The organism is Yoonia sp. (genome assembly GCF_017854415.1).
Lineage (GTDB): Bacteria > Pseudomonadota > Alphaproteobacteria > Rhodobacterales > Rhodobacteraceae > Yoonia.
Window position 1 is genome coordinate 1 of record NZ_JAFMHR010000073.1, and the last position, 16,155, is coordinate 16,155.

A 16,155-nucleotide genomic window follows, 5' to 3' on the forward strand; every position below is an offset into this window, starting at 1 on the left:
GTTTTGACATCAGCAAGTCTGTGATGGCGGCTGTTGCGACACCGGTTGTGTTGCTTTTGGTTTGGTTCATGGTGAACCGTATCCGTAAGCATATGGAATGAATGAACTTTTGCGCAAACAAGCGCGCCAGATATTTGACGCTGGTGTTGCCGCGGCAGATCCTTTCGATGCGGTGACAGCACATTTGGATAAGGTCCCACAGCCTGCGCTGATAATCGCAGTAGGTAAGGCTGCACGGTTGATGGCAAAGGCGGCCTTGGTCCAGTTTACGGATGTGCCGTGTTTGGTTGTCACGAATTACGAAAATGCGACACCGCTGGCAGGTGCGACTATTATGGCGGCCGGCCATCCAGTGCCAGATGAAAACGGAGCCTTGGCCGCCCAAGCCGTGATTGCTGCTTTGGGGCGCGCAACAGGGCCCGTTCTGGCGCTGATCTCTGGTGGAGGATCTGCTTTGCTGCCTGCGCCTGCGGCAGGTTTAACCCTTGCGGATAAGTCAGAGGTCAATGCGCTGCTTTTGGCGTCCGGGTTGGATATCACGGCGATGAACTTGATTCGTCAGCACTTGTCCACGCTCAAGGGCGGTGGTTTTTTGCGTCATGCATCACCGCAGCATGTGACCGCTTTGATCTTGTCGGATGTGATCGGGAATGATCTTGCGGCGATTGCCAGTGGCCCGACTGTTGGTCCGATTGGCACTGTTGCGGATGCGATCACACAGCTGCAAAGCGGGGGTCTTTGGGCGCAATTGCCTGATTCCGTGCGGGCACATCTTGAAAATGCACCCGCGTCCGCTCCGCTTCCGGAAGCGGTAAACATCCTTGTTGGATCGAATGAGAAAAGCGTCGCGGCAATGGCTGCGGCGGCCCGTGATGCGCATGTTATCGCGTCCCCGATTGAAGGCGATGTTGTCGATGCGGCGCGTATGATTTGTGACAATGCGCGGATTGGAATTACCGTTTGGGGTGGTGAAACCACCGTTGTTTTGAACGGTGATGGGCTTGGGGGGCGCAACCAAGAGCTTGCCTTGCGGATCGCGCAAGAGGCGGCCAAGCGTGGTTGGACCGACTGGGTTTGTCTGCAAGGCGGTAGCGACGGGCGCGATGGACCTACCGATGCAGCGGGTGGACTGGTGGATGATAAGACGTTGCCGAAAATTGATGATATTAACGGGTTGCTCGCGAACAATGATAGCTATGCCGCATTGGCGCAAGCCGGTGATCTGTTGATGACGCATGCAACCGGTACGAATGTCGCCGATCTAGGGGTTATGATCCGCAAGTCTTGATGCCTCCGGCGGGAGTATTTTGAACAAAGCGAGGCTGTTAATCGACGGGCAAGCCGCTTGGCACTGCGTCGGGTCGGCCTGATGGACGGGTGAGCGCCGTTTCGCCTGTAAGGGATTTCAAGAACGCAACCAGATCGTTTACGTCATTGTCGCCTAGCGTAATGGGGCGCAAGTCATTGACCGCCGACTGCCGCGCCATTTCAGCCGCATCCTCGCGGATTGCAAAATCTATTGCGGCCAGCCAAGGAACGTCTGGCAACTGAGCCATATCTGGTGTCCATGCCGCAGCGCTTTCTGCGGGGGTTGCATGATGCTTGATCATTGCAGCAAGCGTGGGGTAGGCGCCGTTGTGACCGTAGGGGGCCGTTAGGTACACGTTGCGCAAAGATGGGGTTCTGAATTTATAGGCGTCCTCCAGCAAGTTTGTTTCGGCCATGCGTCCGACATCGCGCGAAATCTGATCCCATTGTCGTGTGCGTCCTGGCCCGAAAGCGGGTAGGCCAAGGGCATGGAATTGCTGGTCGGTAAACAGCGGTCCTGCGTGGCATGATGCACAACGAATGTTAAGGAAAAGTTGACGGCCCCGTTCTGCGTCCTCGGGAAGGGGGGAACCGGTGATCCATTGATCATAGGGGCTGTCGTAGGATTGCCATTCGCTGATGATAAATGCGCCCAGAGCATTGCCGATTTCGACGATTGTCACATCACGTGGTTCATCAATATGACCAAAGGCTTGCACGAACATATCGCCATATGCCGGGATCGTGCGCACCCGTTTGGCGATGATCGGCCATGCCACGTCAATGCGGTCATGGGTTGCCCCGGCAATTTCGTTTTCGCGTGGATTTCCGGCCATTTCGAATTGGGCGATCAGCGGAAATAAAGCTTGGGCTGCAACAAGGTTATTGAGGCCTTGAGGAAGCCATTCTTCGGCCGGGCTGTCGAAGCCGTTTCCGTAGGTGTCAGATTGGGTCAGTCGCCCATCATGGAATAGAGCATCAATCGAATTATGGCCTAAATTCCATAAGCTTGGGGCGTTACGCGGGATGCGTTTGCGGATGGCGTCAGGGCCTGTTCCTGCTGTTCGATCAGGGCCAACACCAACCCCGCCTTCACCGATACCAAGCGAAAGGCCGTCGCCGCCTGCGTGGTCGTGGTGATGGCAGGTCCCACAAGAGATGTTTTTGTTTCCTGACAGTATCTTGTCGTAGAAAAGCAACTGCCCGATGCGGGCTTGATCCGCGTTAACAGGGATGTAATCATCTTGTGTAATGATCTGTGCAGTAGCCAGATTTGCACCCCCTAAGACGAGGAAAACAGCGGTATGCAAAACGTTGGCAAGACTTATGCCCTTTGTCTGGCTGCGTTTCTGTGGGCGGCTCCTGCAAAGGCCGATATGGAGACTGCGCGCGATCTGATGGAGGCTGGTGAATACGCTCTGGCGCGCGCGCTGTTCGAGGTCTACGCAAGGTCCGGCAATGCCGAAGCCGAAGAATTGATTGGTGTGATGTACGCGCTGGGTCTTGGCGTCACGCGTGACGACGAACGGGCCTTTGACTGGTATTTGCGGGCGTCTTTGAAGGGGCATCCGGGGGCGCAATCGGGCTTGGGGTGGTATTACGAAGTGGGGCGCGGCATTCCGGCCCCTGATATGGTCAGAGCGTATCTTTGGTATGCGCTATCGGCAATAGGGGGCGACCCTGATGCGCTGGATAGTTTGGAGCTGATCACGCCAAGACTGACGGCGGACCAGCGGGCAAGGGCAGAGGTGTTAGTGGATGACTATAAGGGTTGGATGTACCCGTTTCGGTGATCTAGCCCAATCGCCCGTAGAACGTCATACGCGCGCTTTCTGACAAAGACACACCCGGTTCGGTGTTGTAGGCCAGCACAGCAAGCATTCGTGTTTTGTCGCTTTCGTTTGGCGAGACACGGTGAATGGAATTGCGCCCCCGGAAAAGCACTAGATCACCTGGGTTAATAGTTAGCACGGCGGGTTGTACGGTGCCGTCTAGAAGTCCGGTGACACCTTCATAGTTCATTTCGCCAGCGTCTGCGTCGCGCAGGTCTTTGATGTATTCGAAGGCACTTCCGGCATCGGGTTTCTGGATCAAAAGTGTGATCGCAAAAGATGAGTTGTCAAAGTGCCATCCAAGTTCCTGCCCCCGATTTGCAAAGTGAATGTTGATCGATGAAAGCGGATCAGCGTAAGGATGCAGCGCGGTTTCGCCAGTGACATAGGCTATGAAGTGGCGGAAATCGGCACTGTCATAGAGAATGCGTAAAGGTGATCCATTGCCTATCACATCATTGCAAATACAGCCTTTTGACGACACAACCTGACGGTTTGCCGCGTGATCAGCCGCGAAGGCGCTATTGTTAGGTGTTAGATAAACCGAATGGTTTTGGGCGCAGAAATAGGCTTGGTCTTGGCCCGCTTTGGCCTCAACTTGCATTGCTGCCAGCGCAGAAGGCTTGATGAAATCAGACAAAACTAAAACGCCTGTTTGCTCGAGCGTGTCGCGGCAATCCGTGATGAAGTCATCTGCACTAATTGGATGAGCGTTTTGATCGATGATGTCTGTGATTTGCATATTGTGGCCCGTCGCTTGGTTCAAAGGGGATTTAACCGCAATACTAAACGCAGGACAAGCAAAAGGGCCGCCCTAGAAAGAGCGGCCCGATCGTCTGTTCGTAGGCTAAGTGCCTTAGTTCAAGTCGCTCGCATAAGCGCCTTCGAGCTCTGCTTCAACTTCAGCAGTTGCTGCGAGAAGCGCGTCCAGCATTTCACCGCCGCCGTCGACGTTTTCGCGGAACCATGCGTTCACAGGTTCTGCTGCTGCTGCGAATGCGGCTTTCTCTTCTGGGGATGGGACGTAGATGTCGCCGCCACCTTCAACAAAGGCCTCGTAGGCTTCGATTGACTTGCGCTTGGGTGACGCGAATGTCGCCTGTTGCAGCGCAGAGAAACCGTCAACAACAACGCGGCGCAGGTCTTCTGGCATCGCAAGGAAGTTGTCGTTGTTCATCCACCACAGCGCACCCATGTAAGAGTGGCCGTCAAGTGTCATGTACTGCAGGCCCGCATCAGGGAACTTCATGCCCATGATGTCGGTGATGCCGTTTGCAGTGCCTTCAACAACGCCGGTTTGCAGCGATGTGAACAGCTCTGGCCACGGGATCGGTGTTGCCGACGCGCCCATTGCTTCGACCAATTGCACAGGCAGATCAGCCACAACCGTACGCAGTTTCAGGCCAGCCATATCGTCTGGTGTCTGAACGCGGCGTTCGGTGTTGGCAAAGTTGCGCCAGCCGCCAGTGTTACCAACAGTCATCAGGCGGATGGTGTCGCCACTGTCTGCAAGAGCTTTGGCGCGCAATGTGCGGACGAAATCACCCGATAGCACGGCTTCGGCGACGCGGTCGCTTGCCATCAGGTAAGGCAGGTCAAGAACTTGCACATACGGGAAGATGCCAGCAGCACCCCCAGATGTGGAAATGTAGACGTCGATTGAACCTTCAGAAACACCTTCAAGGCATTCTGCACCAGTTGCACAAAGCTGTGTACCGATGAACAGTTCCACCGCAACGCGCCCGTTAGAGGCGGCCTCGACATAGTTCTTAAAGACAACCAGACCGTCATAGTCCTCGTCGTTCTCGTTCGAGTTAGCGGTCGCGCGGATTGTGAATTCCGTGTGACCGTCCGCGAATGCTGCGAACGGTGTCGCCAGCAATGCAGCGGTTGCTGCAATTTTTGTTAGGTTTTTCATTAATAGTCTCTCCCTTAGTAGTCTTGATGGTCGTTAGTTGATGCCCGGTACCGGGCTAATGCAAGCGCTGAATCCGATTTCCGGGGCGCAGCCCAAGAAACCTGTCAGATACGGCACCGTCATGGAAATGGCGGGGATATACGTAATCAGGAAGATCACGAGGATTTCCACCGCGAGGAATGGCAGAATGGCTTTGGCGATGGTTTCTACCTTTTCGCCAGAGACCGTACTGGCCACGAATAAAACAAGCCCCATCGGCGGTGTTGCTAACCCCACGGTCAAGTTGACGCTCATGATGATCGCGAAATGTACGGGGTGCACACCAAGATCGACAAAGATCGGTCCCAAGATTGGCCCCAGAATGATGATTGCGGGGCCTGCATCAAGGAACATGCCAACGATGAACAGCAAGATGTTAATCAAGAACAGCAAGATCAAAGGGTTTTCTGAAAGCGACAAGATGTAGTCTGACAGGATTTGGGGTGCATAGCTAAGGCTGACCACGGTCTTAAATGCGACGGCTGCGCCGACCAGCAAAAGGACCGCTGATGTCGCAAGGGCAGAGCGTGTCAAAACCTCGCCCAGGTCCTTCAATTTCATCGACCGTAGCACAAAGAAGCTAACGATCAATGCATAGGCTACGGCGACTGCCGATGCTTCGGTCGGAGTAAAGACACCGACCAAAATACCACCCAAAATGATGATCGGGGTTTGCAGCGGTGCTACGGCCTTTTTGCATACCATCCGGAAGTCATTGCTGACTTTGTTGCGGTAGCTCATCAGCATAAAGTGTGATGCCGCAAGCAAGGCTGCGAATACGATCCAAAGGCTAAGGTTGTGAACTTTATCACCTGCTTCGTTGATGGATGCGAGGCCGACAAAGGTCGAAAGCCCGCTGTAGATCGCCATCAGGATGCCCGCCACATTGATCCGGATCAGCGCAAAGCTGACCCAATATTCAACAGGCGTGATCGTCTGGTTCTTGGTGACGATCCGTTCGGCCTTGGGCAGGTCATAACGGTCGGCCATCAGGCGCACCATAACCATAAGGCCGACGCCGACCATGATGCCGGGCACGATGCCCGCAAGGAACAACGACGCGACGCTTTCGCCCATCACATAAGCGTAGATGATCATAATGCCGGATGGCGGAATGATCGGCCCGATGACGGATGAAGCTGCAGTGATCGCGGCGGCGAATTTACGGGTGTAGCCGTTTTTCTCCATCGCGGGGATCATCGTTGAACCGATGGCTGAGGTGTCAGCAACGGCAGACCCTGATAGTCCCGCGAACAACATGGATGACAGGATGTTCACATGTGCCAGACCACCGCGCAGGTGGCCCATGAACGCTTGGGCGAATTCAACCAGCCGCAGGGTGATCCCGCCGCGGTTCATGATTTCGCCGGCCAGCATGAAGAACGGCAACGCCATAAGCGGAAAGCTGTCCATACCGTTGTAAAGGTTGCGGTAAAGCCCTGCGACCACGTTGCGATTGTCGCCCTCGAGCATGATCAGCGCGAAGGGCGATGCCAGTAATGCGAACACAACTGGCAAGCCAATCATGATCAGCACAAGGAAAAGTGGAAGGAACCAAAGTAACATTAGTCAGCTCCTTGAAAATCGTCAGGCGCGAGCGCGGTAAGACGGTCGCCCTGGCCCAAAAGCTTGATGATTTGGCGGATGAGCAACTCGATATTCACTAGGATCAGCAAATTCACACCCACCCAAAGCGAGGCGTATTGATAGTTATTTTGGAACTTCTCGCCGCACTTGCCCCATTCGAAACCGAACGGCCAGCGCAAGGAAGAGGAACATCCGCGCCCGGAAATCGTGTCGACGTGATTGTTCAAACCACGCTCCCATGCGATCACAAGGACCCACATCATAATGCTAAGCAAAAGCAACGTCAGGATACCAGAGACCAAACGGGGCAGGGCCCGTTCCAACATATCAATGGACACGAAACCGCCCATTCGAAATGCTAATGGTGCCATTAGGCCCGTCATCCAGAGCATGCCAAAGCGTGCCCCTTCTTCGGTCCAGTTAGGTGCGTCTGATAAGACATAGCGGAAGAAAACTTGCCCCAAGATCAAAGCGACCATGATGGCGAGTGCGATCACTGCGATAACCCTGCCAATGGCAAGTACCGCGGTGTTAAACCGTTCTAGTGGCCATAAAAGGCCAAACAGGACCGACATCGGCTCCTCCCCTGCTTATGTGTGGGCGTTTTGCCCTTGTCGCGCGTTTCGGGGCGCTGCCCCCTTGTCCGTACCGGACAATTCCCCCGGGATATTTATGCTCGGAAGAAGATGATTAGGTCGCGTTGAATTCCCCGTATTTCCCCCCGTGGAAAACAAGTGGATCGCCGCCGACATGTTGGGCTTTGGTGACCCGTCCGACGATGATGACGTGGTCACCGGCGTCATGCGTGGCTTCAAGATTGCACTCGAACGTGGCAAGTGCCCCGTTGATAATTGGCATGCCGCAATGTGACAGATGCGTTGGCACATCTTTGATAGCGGTTTTGGATTGTATGATAGCCGCGCAGATGTCGCGCTGATCAGCCGCGAGCACGTGAATTGCAAACCGACGTGATCCTGCGAAATGCTCAAAGCGCTTGGATGATTTAGCGGGCGACCACAGCACCAAAGGCGGATCAAGTGACACGCTGGCAAAGCTGTTTGCGACAATTGCCACAGGGCCTTCGGGGCTATCAGTTGTGATCACGGTCACGCCGGTCACAAATGTACCAAGTGCGCCGCGAAAGCTGTCTGCGTCAGTGCTTGGGTCGAATGTCGCGATAGTGCCTGCGTCCATTATGGTACCTCTGTGCCGAGTGCGGCAGTATAAAGTTCGAACCACGTTTCGCGGTCCATGTTAACTTTCAAAGCGTCAGATAGTGCCTTGATACGATTAATATTATTCGTTCCCATAACGGGCATGATGTTGGCAGGATGCGCGAGCAGCCAAGCCACAGCCACGGCGCTATTGTCGACGCCATTGGCATTTGCGACGGCTGAAAGTGCGTCTTGAACGGCACCAGAACCGATCATTAGCGCGCCGCCGCCAAGCGGTGACCAAGCCATGATCGGGACATTGCGTTCTTGCAAGTAAGCGACGTCGCCGTTGGTGAAGCCTTGATGGGCTGCCAAGGACACTTCGATCTGGTTTGTGATCAGTGGTGTTTTCATTGCTGACTGCAATAGTGTCCAGTCATGCAGTTTGAAGTTGGACACACCAATGCTGCGGACTTTGCCGGATGCGACGAGTTCGTCAAGGGCCGCACCAGTTTCATGGTGGTCCATCATCGGGTCGGGACGGTGCACCAACAGCGTGTCGATCTTGTCGACATTCATCAGACGAAGCGAATGATCGACAGATGCCATGATGTGCGCGCGGCTGGTGTCATAATATTTGACCCGAGCATCTGCATAGCGACCAGCAGGCGCCACGATATCGCATTTTGTCACGATTTCGATCTGGTCTTTGAGTGCAGGTGCGGACTTAAGTGCGTGGCCCAGTACTTCCTCGGCCTCGTAGCCGCCATAGATATCGGCTTGATCCATTGTCGTGATGCCTTGCGCAAGGCAGGCTTCGATTTTGGCTTGGACGTGTGCGACAGAGGTGTCGCTGTCATCGCTAAGCCGCCACATGCCATAGACAATGCGGCTAAAAGAAAGGTCGTTTGTAATATCAATACGGTTCAACGGCGTGGTCCTGTCCCGAGTGGTGTTGCTGGTGTCTGCGATGGCACACGCCCGTAAGCGTGGGGCAAAGAGCATGTTTTAAGGTGCGGCATGACGCGGCTGCCAAAGTGTTCGGCCTCGTCGATATGCGGGTAGCCTGAGAAGATGAAAGCACGGATGCCCATCTTTTGATAGGCCTCGATTTTTGACATCACCTGATCGGTTGATCCAACCAATGCTGCCCCGCAACCGGACCGCGCGCGCCCGATGCCAGTCCAAAGGCCAGGTTCGACATAGCCGAATTTATCGGCCAGTTCGCGTGCCTTGGCTTGGTGTGCGACGCCCAGTGAAATGCTGTCATGAGCGCGGTCGCGGATCAATTTGCCGTATTCATCATCAAGTTTTGACGCGATGTATTCGGCGTATTCTTTGGCTTCTTGTTCTGTGTCGCGCACGATCATGTGGACACGCAAACCGTAGTCGAGCGTGCGGTTGTGCGCGGCTGCGCGGGCATGCACGTCTTTCATCCGCTGCTCTAACTGTGCCATCGGTTCTGGCCACATCAGATAAACGTCGCATTGCGCGCCGCAAAGCTCCAAAGCAGCAGGTGAGTAACCGCCAAAATACAACAATGGGCCACCGTTTTGCTGGTAGGGCCGCGCGGGATCGGTGGTCAGTTTAGAAATCTGGTAGATATCGCCGTCATAGCTGACCTCATCTTGGGTCCAGCATTTGCGCAGGATTTCGCAGACTTCGTGGCTGCGTTTGTAGCGGTAGCTGCTTTCAGCGACTTCACCCGGGAAATCAGAACTGATGACGTTTAGTGTCAGGCGCCCTTTGAGCATATGATCGAGCGTGGCAATTGTGCGTGCCAGCATGATCGGTTGCACTTCGCCACAGCGGATTGCGGCCAGAAAGTTTATCTTTTCTGTCAGCGGGGCCATGCCTGCGACAAATGATAGGGTGTCTTGGCCGACCTGATAGGATGAGGGGGCGAGAATGTTGCGAAAGCCTTGCTTTTCGGCTGTCAGGGCGATGTCGCGGCAATGCTCCCATGATGAACGCAGGTCGCCGTCCGGCACACCCAAGAACTGATAGTCGTCCGAACAAAGCGCCGAAAACCAAGAGACCTCAGCCGCGTCAAGATCTGCGCTTGTGACTGGAACGATGGTCATTGATTCTCCTCCCCAGAAGATTGTCTTTGCACTTGCCTAGCACGCAAATATCTGTGCAACAATAGTGTATCAATTTTCATGTGTTGGCCAGAGGAGGGGTCGCCATGGCGAAAACCTCTGCTTTGCCCAAGTTCATCCAACTGAGTGAAATGCTTATTCGCGAGATCGCGGCGGGGCATTTGACCGATGGTGCACGCTTGCCGCCGGAACGGGATATGGCGGATGATCTGGGCGTTGCAGTTGGGACATTACGCAAGGCGCTGGCGGATGTGGAAGCCAAGGGTTTGCTGGACCGTGTGCAGGGGTCGGGCAACTATGTGCGGCACCGGCCCGCAGTGGATTCGGTTTATGCGTTCTTTCGGCTAGAGCTATTAAAGGGTGGCGGTTTGCCGACTGCGCAGGTTCTAGCTGTCGACCGCTTGCCTAAGCCGGACGCATTTGGACAGTTGGGTGGTCATCACGAGGGGCACAGAATTATCAGGTTGCGGTCGTTGGACGGTGTTTTGATCGCGCTTGAAGAAATCTGGCTTGATGGTGCGCAGCCCGCGCAGATCGCGGTGAGCGATCTGTCGGACTCGCTGTATCATTTTTATAGGCATGACTTGGGTGTCATAATTGCTTCGGTTGAAGACCGGATAGGTGTTGATCCGATGCCCGCATGGACACCGGACGCGTTTCATCTGAAGTCGGGTGAAATAGCAGGCTATATCGAGCGGGTCAGTTGGACCGCGGCCAAAGAACCAGCGGAATTTTCGCGCACTTGGTATGATGCCAAGCGCGCAGTTTACATCTCTCGAATGGGAAAAGGTTAAACGAAGTGGATACGGTAAATTATGGCCTCATTGGCTGCGGTATGATGGCGCGCGAGCACATTCAAAATATCAATCTGCTGCCCAAAGGGCGGGTGACAGTGGTCTATGATCCGGTGACAGAGCTTGCGGAATCAGCAGCGACCTTGGCGCAGGATGCGCATGTTGCGGAATCGCTGGACGCGTTGTTGGCTTTCGAAAAACTTGATGCCGTGGTGATCGTCAGTCCGAACTACTTGCATGTGCAGCAACTCTGCCAGATCGCAGAGACGCGCCCAATGCCGATTTTGTGCGAAAAGCCGCTTTATACCGATCCATCGGATGCCGCCGTTCTGGAAAAGCTGTTTGCTGACTATGCTCATCCGGTTTGGGTTGCGATGGAATACCGCTATATGCCGCCCGTCGCAGCTTTGGTTGCCCAAGCAGAGCAGGCAACCGGTGGCATCAAGATGCTGACGATCCGCGAGCATCGCTTTCCGTTCTTGCCCAAGGTCGGTGACTGGAACAGGTTCAATGCGAAAACCGGCGGAACGTTGGTTGAAAAGTGCTGCCACTTCTTTGACCTGATGCGCCTGATTTTGGATGATGAGCCAATTCGCGTCATGGCCAGTGCCGGACAGACGTTGAACCATCTGGACGAACGCTATGATGGCGAAGTGCCTGATATCTGGGACAACGGTTATGTAATTCTGGATTTTGCTAAGGGCGCCCGTGCCATGCTTGAGTTATGCATGTTTGCCGAAGGTGCGCGATATCAAGAAGAAATCAGCGCCGTTGGCCCGAATGGCAAGATCGAGGCATTTGTACCGGGGCCAGGGCGCTTTTGGCCGAAACTATTGGGCGATGCGCCAGTGCCGCAGTTGATCATCAGTCCACGCGCACCCAAAGGGCCGTTCGTATCTGAAATTCCAGTTGATCCAACCTTGCTTGAGGCAGGCGATCACAATGGATCTACCTTCTATCAGCATCAGCGTTTCAATGCGGTCGTACGGGGCGAAGGAGAGGTCGAAGTTACCTTGGCCGATGGGGCCAAGGCAATCGCGATAGGGTTGGCCGCGCAAGAGAGCGCGCGCACGGGGCAGGCTGTTCTGCTTTAGATAGAGCCGACCAGCGTGATGCTGGCATCAACGCAATCAACGCCTTCGCAGCTTACCATAGCTGCGGGGACGTGGATTTTGTGACCATCGGCGATAATAAAATATCCATCATCCTGAAAGCCTGCAAATTCACCCACAAGCGTCATCGCGTGGTTCTTGAAAACAAGGGTGATTTCATTTGTCGTCGTGGCAACCGGTGCTGCAAATGCAGTCGTTGCGATCAGCAGTGCAGGCACTGCGTGCATTAGTTTCTTCATCATAACTCATTACCTTTTACAATCGTATACAAGTGGAGCGCCTAACGGTCGTTTACGTGCGCGTCAATGAAAATGAATGATTTAATTTCATATCCTGTCCGAAAGACGAGTGCCGGTCCGAATGTGCGCACTACCGCGAGGGATCAATAAATTCATACAGCAACGTGGTGCTAGTCCAGTTCGGATCTACATATCGGCGCGGACTTCGCGGACCCATGCCACAAGTGTTGCACGTGCTTCCAGGTCCATCTGTACCGCATTTGGGGGCGGCATTGCGTGGCTGACGCCAGCTTGCAGATAGATTTCGCTGGCGTGGCGTGCCACATCACTGGGTGTTTCCAGATAGACGCCCTTGGGCGCCCACTGCATGTTGCCCCACACAGGTTCGCGGGCATGGCACATTGAACAATTCCCGATAACTGTATTGAAGGCGTCGTCAAAACCTTCGGCTGACGCGAACTTTTCCTCGTACGGGGTCAAGGCGCGCGCTTCGGCTTCTTGCCATGTGTCGCCAGTGCGTACTGTGGAAAGCCATGCGATGAGGATCATCAGCAATACGGTGACAGCCCACGTCCAATGCGGCCCTTTGCCGGTCTTGTGCATGGTGTTGAAGTAATGTCGAATTGTCACGCCTGTCAGGAAGATCAAGCTTGCGATGATCCATGCATACTGTGTGCCAAAGGCGAGCGGGTAGTGGTTCGACAGCATCAAGAACACGACAGGCAATGTCAGATAGTTGTTGTGGGTGGACCGCACCTTGGCAATCTTGCCGTACTTCGCATCAGGTGTGCGGCCTGCTTTCAGGTCTTCGACGACAATGCGCTGGTTTGGCATAATTTGGAAAAACACGTTGGCTGTCATGATTGTCGCCGTGAACGCGCCAAGGTGCAGCAACGCAGCGCGGCCCGTGAAGATCTGGTTATACCCCCAAGACATGACGACAAGGATCACAAACAACAGCAACATCAAAAGCGTGGGCTTTTCGCTAAGTTTGGATTTGCACATTGCGTCATAGGCCAGCCAGCCGACTGTCAGCGAGCCACCAGAGATCAGGATACCCTGCCAGAGTGATAGCTCGGCTTTGGTGGGGTCGAGCAAGAACAACTCTCCACCAACCCAATAAACGATCATCAGCAAAGCAGCACCAGACAGCCACGTCGCGTAGCTTTGCCATTTGTGCCACGTCAGATGCTCGGGCATTTCAGCAGGGGCCACCATGTATTTTGTGGTGTGGTAGAAACCACCGCCGTGAACTTCCCATTCTTCACCAGAAACGCCTTCGGGCATATTGGGTGCCGGTTTCAGCATCAGGTCCAGTGCGATGAAATAGAACGAAGCGCCGATCCACGCCATTGCTGTGATGACGTGCAGCCAACGGACCGAAAACGCGATCCAGTCCCACATGATAGCTAGGTCGTACATACCAATCTCCCGAGATTCGAATTTGATAACATGCTAGGCGAGATCAAATTGTTCTGGTATCACCTCAAAACACCAAGCAGCATCAAAAAAAACAAAACAATGTCTTATTTTGAAAATATCCGTACTTTCGTCCGTGTCTACGAGTTAGGTAGCATGTCCGCCGCCGCGCGTGACTTGCGAATTTCGCCAGCGGTCACGTCGTCACGGATTTCACAACTCGAAGAACGCCTTGGCGTTCGCCTTTTTCAACGCACCACCAGAAGCCTGTCTGCGACAGAGCAGGGCAAGGCGTTTTATACTGGTGCCTGTCAAGTCTTGGAGTCCGTCGAGAGTGCAGAAGCCCAAGTTGTCGATATCACCGATCAGCCACGTGGTGCGCTGTATGTGGCCGCCCCTTTGGGTGTCGGTCGCCGCCTGATCGCCCCGCAGGTTCCGGCGTTTCTGGCGCAATATCCTGAAGTGAATATGCGGCTACGTCTGACAGACCGCAAAGTCGATCTGACAACCGAAGGCCTTGATCTCGCGTTTTTCCTTGGGCAACCCGAAGATAGTAATTTGCGCATCAAGAAGATAGCAGATGTGCAGCGTGTGCTATGTGCGTCGCCTGATTACATTATGGCGCATGGGCACCCGCGATCAGGACATGACATCGTCAAAGACAAGCACGAGTGTCTGAACCTGCGGTTTCCTGGCGCGACTGAATTTCAATGGCCGCTTATGACGCCATCAGGCACCAAACGGTTTCGCGCAGCGGGGCGGTTTGAATGTGATGACGGCGATATACTGGTGGATTGGGCTTTGGCGGGGCACGGCATCACGCTCAAGCCTGTCTTTGAGGTAGCGAGCCATTTGAAATCTGGGGCGCTCGTGGTTGTAGGCGAGGAAACCCCACCTGAACCCATTCAAATGGCTTGCTTGTTTACGCATCGCAGGCATCAAGACCCCAAAACACGGCTGTTCATGGAGTTCGTGATTGAGCGTATCAGCAGCGCGATTCAAGAAACCGCGCTACCGGATCAGCTGCCACGGTAGGTGGAATAGCTGAACGGAGAGAGAAGGAGTGGCACATGATAGTGCTGAGCCTCTGACATCCCAAAGCGCAATGGGATGAGGTCAAGAAATCGCGGCGTTTCCGGCGGTGTACCTATACGGTCCAAATAGTCACCTGCATGAAAGACCAGTTCGTATGTGCCAATTTCGAATTCGCCTTCGGGCAGAATCTGCGCATCTGTGCGGCCGTCGTCATTCGTTACGACGGACTTAAGCAACGTGCGCGTTTCCCCAATGATCTTGTAAAGGTCAATTTTCAAACCTTCGGCGGGGCATCCGCGCGCGGTGTCAAGAACATGGGTGGTCAGATAGCCGGACATAGTAAGCTCCTTTGATTTAGCTGAGTGTCCCAACTGTTGGCCGCAGATACAAACCCTGTCATTCCTAAGGCTCCTTCGCTTTTTATTTGAAAAACATTTATATTGTTTTGAATTACAACATCACTACTCAGGAGTACGCAAAGTGAACCGATACCCACGTGATATGACAGGATATGGTGCAAACCCACCTGCGGCAAATTGGCCCAACGGTGCGAAGATTGCTGTCCAGATTGTCCTTAATTATGAAGAGGGTGGCGAAAATAATGTCCTTCACGGCGATGCCGCATCAGAGGCGTTTTTGTCCGAAATCACAGGTGCGGCAGCATGGCCCGGCCAGCGTCACTGGAACATGGAATCAATCTACGAATATGGATCGCGCGCTGGTTTCTGGCGCGTCCACCGGATGCTAAGCGATCTGCCTGTGACGGTTTACGGTGTTGCAACCGCATTGGCCCGCGCACCTGAACAGGTTGCTGCGATGAAAGCGTCAGGTTGGGAAATCGCCAGCCACGGCCTGAAATGGGTCGAACATAAAGACATGCCCGAAGACGAAGAACGCGCCCAGATCGCCGAAGCGATCCGGCTGCACACAGAAGTAACAGGCGAGGCCCCACGCGGCTGGTATACGGGCCGCTGTTCAAACAACACGGTGCGTCTGGCCGCCGAAACGGGGCAGTTTGCCTATGTCGCCGATAGCTATGCGGATGATCTGCCATATTGGATGCGCTTTGGTCGCGCCGACCAGTTGATTGTGCCTTACACAATGGACTGCAACGATATGCGGTTTGCTATTCAGGCAGGCTTTACCACCGGCGATCAATTTGAACGTCACCTTAAGGACAGCTTTGATTACCTTTATGAAGAAGGCGAAGCTGGTCAGCCTAAGATGCTATCAATCGGCCTGCATTGCCGCCTGATCGGGCGTCCGGGCCGCGCCGCTGCCTTGCGCCGCGCAATTGAGCACTTCCAATCCCATGAAGGCGTTTGGTTCGCCACGCGTTTGGAGATAGCCGAACATTGGGCACAGGAGAATCCGCCGATGTCACTCAACCGACCGTCTGATATGGATCGCGATACGTTCGTTGCTGAATTTGGCGGTATCTTTGAACATAGCCCTTGGATTGCCGACGGTGCCTATGATTTGGAACTGGGTCCAACGCATGACAACGCGCTGGGCATCCACCAAATGCTCGCCCGGATTTTCCGCAGTGCAGATGCAGACAAACGTCTTGGCGTATTGACGGCCCACCCTGATCTGGCGGGCAAATTGGCCGAAGC

Annotated in this window: 17 protein-coding genes; 6 read left to right on the plus strand and 11 right to left on the minus strand. The window is 54.4% G+C overall.

Going from position 1 to position 16,155, the window contains the following annotated elements; genetic code table 11:
• Window positions 1–97 precede the first annotated feature (97 nt).
• Window positions 98–1,288 (plus strand): DUF4147 domain-containing protein, encoded by a 1,191-nt coding sequence (locus QZ197_RS09610; RefSeq protein WP_296431692.1) that lies wholly within the window; start codon window positions 98–100, stop codon window positions 1,286–1,288.
• Window positions 1,289–1,325: 37 nt separating this feature from the next.
• Here QZ197_RS09610 and QZ197_RS09615 read toward each other — a convergent pair whose 3' ends face one another.
• A complete protein-coding gene (locus tag QZ197_RS09615) occupies window positions 1,326–2,618 on the minus strand; it encodes a cytochrome c peroxidase (RefSeq protein ID WP_296431693.1) in 1,293 nt (430 codons plus the stop codon).
• On the opposite strand from QZ197_RS09615, the gene QZ197_RS09620 reads away from it, so the two are divergent.
• Window positions 2,613–3,101, plus strand: a complete 489-nt coding sequence (locus tag QZ197_RS09620) for a tetratricopeptide repeat protein (protein ID WP_296431694.1) — start codon at window positions 2,613–2,615, stop codon at window positions 3,099–3,101. The two genes, QZ197_RS09615 and QZ197_RS09620, sit on opposite strands and share 6 nt — an antisense overlap.
• 1 nt (window position 3,102) lies before the next feature.
• Here QZ197_RS09620 and QZ197_RS09625 read toward each other — a convergent pair whose 3' ends face one another.
• The 7 genes from QZ197_RS09625 to QZ197_RS09655 all read right to left on the minus strand — a co-directional run bounded on the left by QZ197_RS09625 (window position 3,103) and on the right by QZ197_RS09655 (window position 9,922).
• Window positions 3,103–3,882, minus strand: a complete 780-nt coding sequence (locus QZ197_RS09625; protein WP_296431695.1) for a 2OG-Fe(II) oxygenase family protein — start codon at window positions 3,880–3,882, stop codon at window positions 3,103–3,105.
• A gap of 114 nt (window positions 3,883–3,996) precedes the next feature.
• On the minus strand, window positions 3,997–5,058 hold the full coding sequence (gene dctP, locus QZ197_RS09630) for a TRAP transporter substrate-binding protein DctP (protein WP_296431697.1): 1,062 nt from the start codon (window positions 5,056–5,058) through the stop codon (window positions 3,997–3,999).
• A gap of 33 nt (window positions 5,059–5,091) precedes the next feature.
• Window positions 5,092–6,663, minus strand: a complete 1,572-nt coding sequence (locus tag QZ197_RS09635; RefSeq protein ID WP_296431698.1) for a TRAP transporter large permease — start codon at window positions 6,661–6,663, stop codon at window positions 5,092–5,094.
• Complete coding sequence (locus QZ197_RS09640; RefSeq protein ID WP_296431699.1) at window positions 6,663–7,259, minus strand: TRAP transporter small permease subunit; 597 nt, start codon at window positions 7,257–7,259, stop codon at window positions 6,663–6,665. Before QZ197_RS09640 ends, QZ197_RS09635 begins: the two co-directional genes overlap by 1 nt.
• Before the next feature lie 115 nt (window positions 7,260–7,374).
• Complete coding sequence (locus QZ197_RS09645; RefSeq protein WP_296431700.1) at window positions 7,375–7,878, minus strand: flavin reductase family protein; 504 nt, start codon at window positions 7,876–7,878, stop codon at window positions 7,375–7,377.
• The gene (locus QZ197_RS09650) at window positions 7,878–8,768 is read right to left on the minus strand and encodes an aldo/keto reductase (protein ID WP_296431701.1); all 891 of its coding nucleotides are present in this window, start codon (window positions 8,766–8,768) and stop codon (window positions 7,878–7,880) included. Before QZ197_RS09650 ends, QZ197_RS09645 begins: the two co-directional genes overlap by 1 nt.
• Window positions 8,765–9,922 (minus strand): LLM class flavin-dependent oxidoreductase, encoded by a 1,158-nt coding sequence (locus QZ197_RS09655; protein ID WP_296431702.1) that lies wholly within the window; start codon window positions 9,920–9,922, stop codon window positions 8,765–8,767. The genes QZ197_RS09650 and QZ197_RS09655 overlap by 4 nt, the downstream gene beginning before the upstream one ends.
• Before the next feature lie 104 nt (window positions 9,923–10,026).
• On the opposite strand from QZ197_RS09655, the gene QZ197_RS09660 reads away from it, so the two are divergent.
• Together QZ197_RS09660 and QZ197_RS09665 are read left to right on the plus strand one after the other, a co-directional pair.
• Window positions 10,027–10,734, plus strand: a complete 708-nt coding sequence (locus tag QZ197_RS09660) for a GntR family transcriptional regulator (RefSeq protein WP_296431703.1) — start codon at window positions 10,027–10,029, stop codon at window positions 10,732–10,734.
• A 5-nt stretch (window positions 10,735–10,739) separates the two neighbouring features.
• Entirely contained in the window at window positions 10,740–11,828 is a 1,089-nt protein-coding gene (locus QZ197_RS09665; RefSeq protein WP_296431704.1) for a Gfo/Idh/MocA family oxidoreductase, read from the plus strand.
• Here the strand turns inward: QZ197_RS09665 and QZ197_RS09670 are convergent.
• Window positions 11,825–12,088, minus strand: a complete 264-nt coding sequence (locus QZ197_RS09670) for a hypothetical protein (RefSeq protein ID WP_296431705.1) — start codon at window positions 12,086–12,088, stop codon at window positions 11,825–11,827. The two genes, QZ197_RS09665 and QZ197_RS09670, sit on opposite strands and share 4 nt — an antisense overlap.
• Window positions 12,089–12,271: 183 nt before the next feature.
• Window positions 12,272–13,507 (minus strand): urate hydroxylase PuuD, encoded by a 1,236-nt coding sequence (locus QZ197_RS09675; RefSeq protein WP_296431706.1) that lies wholly within the window; start codon window positions 13,505–13,507, stop codon window positions 12,272–12,274.
• Between the two features lie 99 nt (window positions 13,508–13,606).
• Here QZ197_RS09675 and QZ197_RS09680 point away from each other — a divergent pair, with 99 nt between their 5' ends.
• Window positions 13,607–14,539: a LysR family transcriptional regulator gene (locus QZ197_RS09680; protein WP_296431707.1), complete on the plus strand. Its 933-nt coding sequence runs from the start codon at window positions 13,607–13,609 to the stop codon at window positions 14,537–14,539.
• Here the strand turns inward: QZ197_RS09680 and uraH are convergent.
• The gene (gene uraH, locus QZ197_RS09685; RefSeq protein WP_296431708.1) at window positions 14,524–14,877 is read right to left on the minus strand and encodes a hydroxyisourate hydrolase; all 354 of its coding nucleotides are present in this window, start codon (window positions 14,875–14,877) and stop codon (window positions 14,524–14,526) included. The two genes, QZ197_RS09680 and uraH, sit on opposite strands and share 16 nt — an antisense overlap.
• 142 nt (window positions 14,878–15,019) lie before the next feature.
• On the opposite strand from uraH, the gene puuE reads away from it, so the two are divergent.
• A partial coding sequence (gene puuE / locus QZ197_RS09690; protein ID WP_296431709.1) for an allantoinase PuuE occupies window positions 15,020–16,155 on the plus strand: 1,136 nt, incomplete at its 3' end.